The sequence below is a fragment of the Helicobacter ganmani genome, from assembly GCF_003364315.1.
Classification (GTDB): Bacteria; Campylobacterota; Campylobacteria; order Campylobacterales; family Helicobacteraceae; genus Helicobacter_D; species Helicobacter_D ganmani.
Genome location: NZ_NXLS01000017.1, coordinates 1 through 4,806 on the forward strand (window position 1 = coordinate 1; position 4,806 = coordinate 4,806).

Consider the following 4,806-nt stretch of genomic DNA (forward strand, 5'->3'; position numbering starts at 1 on the left):
CTGCCTTAATGAATGTAAATCCATTAAAACAATCTTGGTTATTTGCGTGATTGTAGTTATTACTTATTTTAGGCTTTAACAATGAGTTGTGTAAGAACACATTTCAAATTTTTCAACAAAAAATGGAAGTGAGATTATACACAAAAAAACTTAAGATGAAATTAAAACATAGCGTAAAAGCGAGAAAGCTATAAAGAACATTATAATCGCTATAAGAATATCTATTATTTTAGTTATTTGAATAAGAATCTGACTTAATTTCAAAGCACCATACCCCAAACCAAAAAACCATAAAAATGATGCAGTAAATGCTCCATAAGCAAAAATAATTTTTTCATCAAAGTTAAACATTAATGCAGTAGCACCTATTACAAAAACCGTGTCTAAATAGACATGAGGATTTAAAAGGGTAACTGCCAAAGTCAATAAAATGGTTTTTTTAAGCGATAAGGAATTAGATTGTAAAAATTTAGGGTGAGATTCTGCAAAAAATGCAGACTTTAAAGAAAGAAATCCATAATATAAGACAAATAGAATCCCAACCGATGCAATGAGTAAATTTAAGATTCTGTTTTTAGCTAAAAATTCTCCTATTCCAAAAATCCCAAATCCCATTAAGACAACATCACAAAAAAAGCAAATTCCACTAACTACAAAAATATGATTCTTACTTATGCCTTGCTTAATAATAAAGACATTTTGCGCTCCAATGGCGACAAGGAGGGACAAGGAAAGAAAGAATCCTTTAAAGAAAATAGACATTAAATCTGATGATTCCTTTGATTATTTTCTAGTATTTTAACAAAAGGACAATTAATGCGATATAAATAACTTGCACAGCAATTCCCTGAAGGTTATTATAAAATCCCAAAACAACCACGCTAGGAAGGGGTAAAATATCTGATGGTAGCACACAACACATACACGCTAACACCCAAAATTTTGAATCCAAGCGCATAGATTAGCCAATTCATCACCCTAAACATCAAATGAATGGGCAACTTTTGTGCAAAGATTTTCATTAGATAAGCAATCAGTATCACTCCAATATTACCGCTCCATCCACTCAAAAACGCAAGCCCTCCTAATCCAATCAAGCTACCTTGAGCAAGTGCTTGTCCCATTTTTGATTTAATATAAGCCTGCCAACCCGTAAGACTTGCTTTGCTATGCAACCAAGCACCAACAAAAATCATCACAATAACTGCTGCGATTCCTGCTGCACCCTCCAAAATTTCACGATTTGTTCCTGCTGCCGCCAAAGGAAAAAGCTGCACTAATGCCAAAGCTACGACAATACTAAATACTACCCCAAGACTGGCTCCACCGATTACCCAATGCTGTCCTCGCGTCTGATTTGCCGCTTGCAATGCTGCAAGCAACACCATAATAATCAAAAGTGCTTCCACACCCTCTCGCAACAAAACAATCGCTGCATCTATTGCTGTGTAGAAATTTCTGGAAGTTCAGATTCTATACAATTATACAACCCACCATCTCTTATGCTCACGCACTTCACCCTCAAAAATAGGCTACTGCGCAATAAAAGTAAAAATCGCATCTTTTGCCACAGCTTCATTTTGTGAAAAATCCTCAAGCGCACGGCGTAAAAGTGTCAAACCATGTGATAAATTTTGTGGCACACCCTCGACTTTGCGACTCTAAAACATTTCCCGTAATAAAATCATTCAAAGCAGCACCCAACTTTTGAATATGAAAATTCATAGAATCAAAATCCACCGCTTCACTGACCATTGCGACACAATAAAGCGCCAAAGCCGTTTCAATCTGCCCATAATATCCCGCGCTTGTATCGCCCACTATGCGCTCATTGCGTTGCCAAGTGTCATAGAATCTCCTATAAAGTGAGGGAACATTCTTCAATATTTTTCTCTGTCGCTTTCTTGAATTGCTTAAATATAGGCATTACACACTTTTCTAACTGCTTGCGTTTTGCTTCATAATCTATCGGATTCTGCTCCTTTTCAAATGCAAGTGGTGCGATAGAAAGGGATTCTAAATGTTCCAAGTTTGGCTCTTTGAGTCTGTCTCAAGCCTCAAGGTGCATTTTCACACGACGAATAATCAAATAAGTGCCATTATCAAGCCCAAGTTCTATCCTTTACCCAAGCGACTTTATCTAATTTATTTTCGCTAGGATTAATTGTGCCATCTTTAAACGCAAATAAATTGCGTGGTGTCTCGCAGTTTTCACAAGAATTAAATCCCATTTGATACCACTTCATCGTAACCTTAAGCAAGCAACTCGCACGAGATTCTGCACAGCGTGAAAGGCAATCTGTGGGTCATTTGCACAAGATTGAATGCAAACATCACCACCGCTAAAGTCTGGGCATAATTGATCTCTAGGGAAATGTGGCAAATCCTTGTAATGCTTTAGGTCGCGCAACTTTTAAACCCAATTTATCAAAAGAACTTGCTCCTGCGCCAAAGGTGATTGTCAAATCGTAAGGATTCAGTAAATCTGTCTTTCCGTGTCGTTGGTTGGGACAAGCACATTCTTGCTATATAGCGCGACATTCTCACCTGTTGTGAGCTTGCTCGCATAAGCAGTCCATACTTTAAAATCTCTCTGATTTCAGCAAGAGATTCTATATGTAAATCCAACACAAAAATAAATATGCGTTTGTGTCTGGGTAGTGATTCCTTGTTGATATTTACCAAAAAAATAGATAGGAATTTGCTATTGTGGGAGACATTCGCGGAGTATGAATTTTGGATTCCGCATTAAGGATATCAGGAGATAAAACTCCCGTTCCTGCTATTGCGACACTTTTTAGAAAACTACTGCGGTCTAGGTTTTTTATCTTGCACACCTTATTCCAAAATAACACCCATTTTTGAAAGAGCCTTGCCTAGTTTATTCACTGCTTCAGCAAGTGCTTTATACCCTCAATCGACTGCGGCATTAGCAAATTGTAATCTTCCCATTGCTAAAGAAACTAAACCTATGTTAATTCTAAGAATTTTCATTTTGTGTCCTTTATTTTTTGTAAGTTTTTTATTAAAAATACAATTATGATAAATGATGTGCGAGTTTTTGGGGAATCGCAGTGTATTTTGAAGCAGAAAATCAAACAAAATTTGATAAAATTTTCAATATGCTTGAGGAGCAAAAAATTAAATATGAGATAAAGAATCAAAGTTATAAATTGTAACAATATAATTCTCAATAAAATAAATGGTTAAAAGAACTTAAAAATTAAAAACAATCCAAAAACTTTAACTCCACTTAAAGAAAAATTTTTTGTTGCCTTGCGATATTGGTTTTTTAAGTATTTTACAAATATGATAGCACCTATTTTCTATAAACTTAGCAAACCTCTTCCGCCTCATTATCAATTCTACTTTATCACTTATCACGCCACAGGACACAATGCTATGATGGATTTTTTAAAATATTGTGGCGTTTCTATCAATGGAGATTGCCAAGAAATAAATAGTCTTGAGAGATATAAGAAAAATTACGAAACACTATCTAGATTCCACACCCATTGCTCTCTTGCTCTTTGTGAATACAATTTTAAAGATTTTTACCAATACACACATCTTTTAAACGCTAGAGTGCCTGCTCTCCTTCTAGTGCGCGACCCAATCTCTGTTTTAAAGTCTTGCATTAACTTTGTTGCAACCCCAAAAGAAAAAACAATAAATGGGGGGGGGGGCAAAATAAACTCTTGAATATTTGCAATATAGTGCTTACAATCCTAAAACCAAAGAATTTCATCTCGCTAACTCTCCTTGCCTTGACAACATAGAATCCTATGTAATCCGATATCAAAATAAAAAAGTATTGCATTCTCTATTTATCTTCGATAAACTCCTCTCTAGCGTGCCACAGATTACACAAAAATATTATATAGATATGAAAGAAATACAAACAACAATGCAGTTTTTAAGCCAAAATCTTGGTTTGCCCTCTCCAAAGTAAGAAGATAAACATCTCTTTGAAAGACAAGTTTATGCACATTTGTATTTTATTTTCCTCTAAGTCTTGTGATTTTCACAAAAGATTTTGAAATCAAACTCTTACTCGCCAACCGCACAAAACACACAAAAGGTATAGATATGACAGAAAATCTTATGCCGCTCTCTTATCAAAGGAATCCAAACTTGGAAAACTGCAAAGTCTTTATCCAAACGCACAAAGAAGCACAAGAAATTTCTAAGCATTTTGCGCAAATCCAAGCAGAATTGATTACCACATTAGAAGCAATTTTACAAATTGTAGAATTAAAAAACACTAAGTGAAAAAGATATTTTAGAATATTTCAAATCCAATCTAAAGATTGCAAGAGATTTCAAAGAAATTTTAGAGATTGATTTACAAGATTTGAAGCGAGAAAGACCGAATATTATAGAATCTTGGAAATATTATCAGGAGTTTATAAGAATATGTGAAGAATTAGATAGAGAACAAGTATCATAAAAGTCGTATTTCCCCTTGTCATTGCGAGAAATTGTCAGCCAATGCAACTTCGTGGCAATCTATAATTTTAAATTTAAGAAAATCAAACAATGGAATCGCAAAAAAGATTAAAGGCGAAATTTTGGATTATAAATTTATTAGTGGGCAAATCACATAGTTTTCAATTTCAACGATTCATAATAATATAAAAAAGCAAAATCTCAAGCAAACTAGAAATATTCAATAAAAAATAAGAATAAGGAGAAATATTAAAAAAGAATAATCTCTGAAAACTAAGCAGGAAAAGAACAACTTAAACTAAAAGAAACGAATCTTTAGTCTTTTCTCTTGAAAGGAGGTGATCCAACCGCAGGTTC

At 34.4% G+C, this 4,806-nt stretch carries 9 protein-coding genes and 1 pseudogene; 2 read left to right on the forward strand and 8 right to left on the reverse strand.

Annotation, left to right across the window (positions count from 1 at the left end):
• Nucleotides 1-150 precede the first annotated feature (150 nt).
• The 8 genes from CQA43_RS09230 to CQA43_RS10045 form a co-directional block, all read right to left on the reverse strand.
• Nucleotides 151-762: a LysE/ArgO family amino acid transporter gene (locus tag CQA43_RS09230; RefSeq protein ID WP_115552306.1), complete on the reverse strand. Its 612-nt coding sequence runs from the start codon at nt 760-762 to the stop codon at nt 151-153.
• Nucleotides 763-881: 119 nt separating this feature from the next.
• Complete coding sequence (locus CQA43_RS09235; protein WP_115552307.1) at nt 882-1,424, reverse strand: FTR1 family protein; 543 nt, start codon at nt 1,422-1,424, stop codon at nt 882-884.
• A 14-nt stretch (nt 1,425-1,438) separates the two neighbouring features.
• Nucleotides 1,439-1,561 carry a hypothetical protein gene (locus tag CQA43_RS09950; protein WP_281270131.1) on the reverse strand — a complete coding sequence of 41 codons (123 nt, stop codon included), beginning with the start codon at nt 1,559-1,561 and terminating at the stop codon, nt 1,439-1,441.
• A 32-nt stretch (nt 1,562-1,593) separates the two neighbouring features.
• Nucleotides 1,594-1,884: a hypothetical protein gene (locus tag CQA43_RS09240; protein WP_147290102.1), complete on the reverse strand. Its 291-nt coding sequence runs from the start codon at nt 1,882-1,884 to the stop codon at nt 1,594-1,596.
• Nucleotides 1,859-2,029: a hypothetical protein gene (locus tag CQA43_RS09555; RefSeq protein WP_181881681.1), complete on the reverse strand. Its 171-nt coding sequence runs from the start codon at nt 2,027-2,029 to the stop codon at nt 1,859-1,861. The genes CQA43_RS09240 and CQA43_RS09555 overlap by 26 nt, the downstream gene beginning before the upstream one ends.
• A 73-nt stretch (nt 2,030-2,102) precedes the next feature.
• Nucleotides 2,103-2,246: a Dyp-type peroxidase domain-containing protein gene (locus tag CQA43_RS09955; protein WP_115552309.1), complete on the reverse strand. Its 144-nt coding sequence runs from the start codon at nt 2,244-2,246 to the stop codon at nt 2,103-2,105.
• Nucleotides 2,243-2,410: a Dyp-type peroxidase domain-containing protein gene (locus CQA43_RS09960; protein WP_115552310.1), complete on the reverse strand. Its 168-nt coding sequence runs from the start codon at nt 2,408-2,410 to the stop codon at nt 2,243-2,245. The genes CQA43_RS09955 and CQA43_RS09960 overlap by 4 nt, the downstream gene beginning before the upstream one ends.
• Complete coding sequence (locus CQA43_RS10045) at nt 2,367-2,465, reverse strand: Dyp-type peroxidase domain-containing protein (protein ID WP_181881683.1); 99 nt, start codon at nt 2,463-2,465, stop codon at nt 2,367-2,369. The genes CQA43_RS09960 and CQA43_RS10045 overlap by 44 nt, the downstream gene beginning before the upstream one ends.
• A gap of 844 nt (nt 2,466-3,309) precedes the next feature.
• On the opposite strand from CQA43_RS10045, the gene CQA43_RS09260 reads away from it, so the two are divergent.
• Nucleotides 3,310-3,702, forward strand: a complete 393-nt coding sequence (locus CQA43_RS09260) for a hypothetical protein (protein ID WP_115552312.1) — start codon at nt 3,310-3,312, stop codon at nt 3,700-3,702.
• 315 nt (nt 3,703-4,017) lie between these two features.
• Nucleotides 4,018-4,450 (forward strand): annotated as a pseudogene (locus tag CQA43_RS10050) (DUF2972 domain-containing protein).
• The last annotated feature ends 356 nt before the right edge of the window (nt 4,451-4,806 follow it).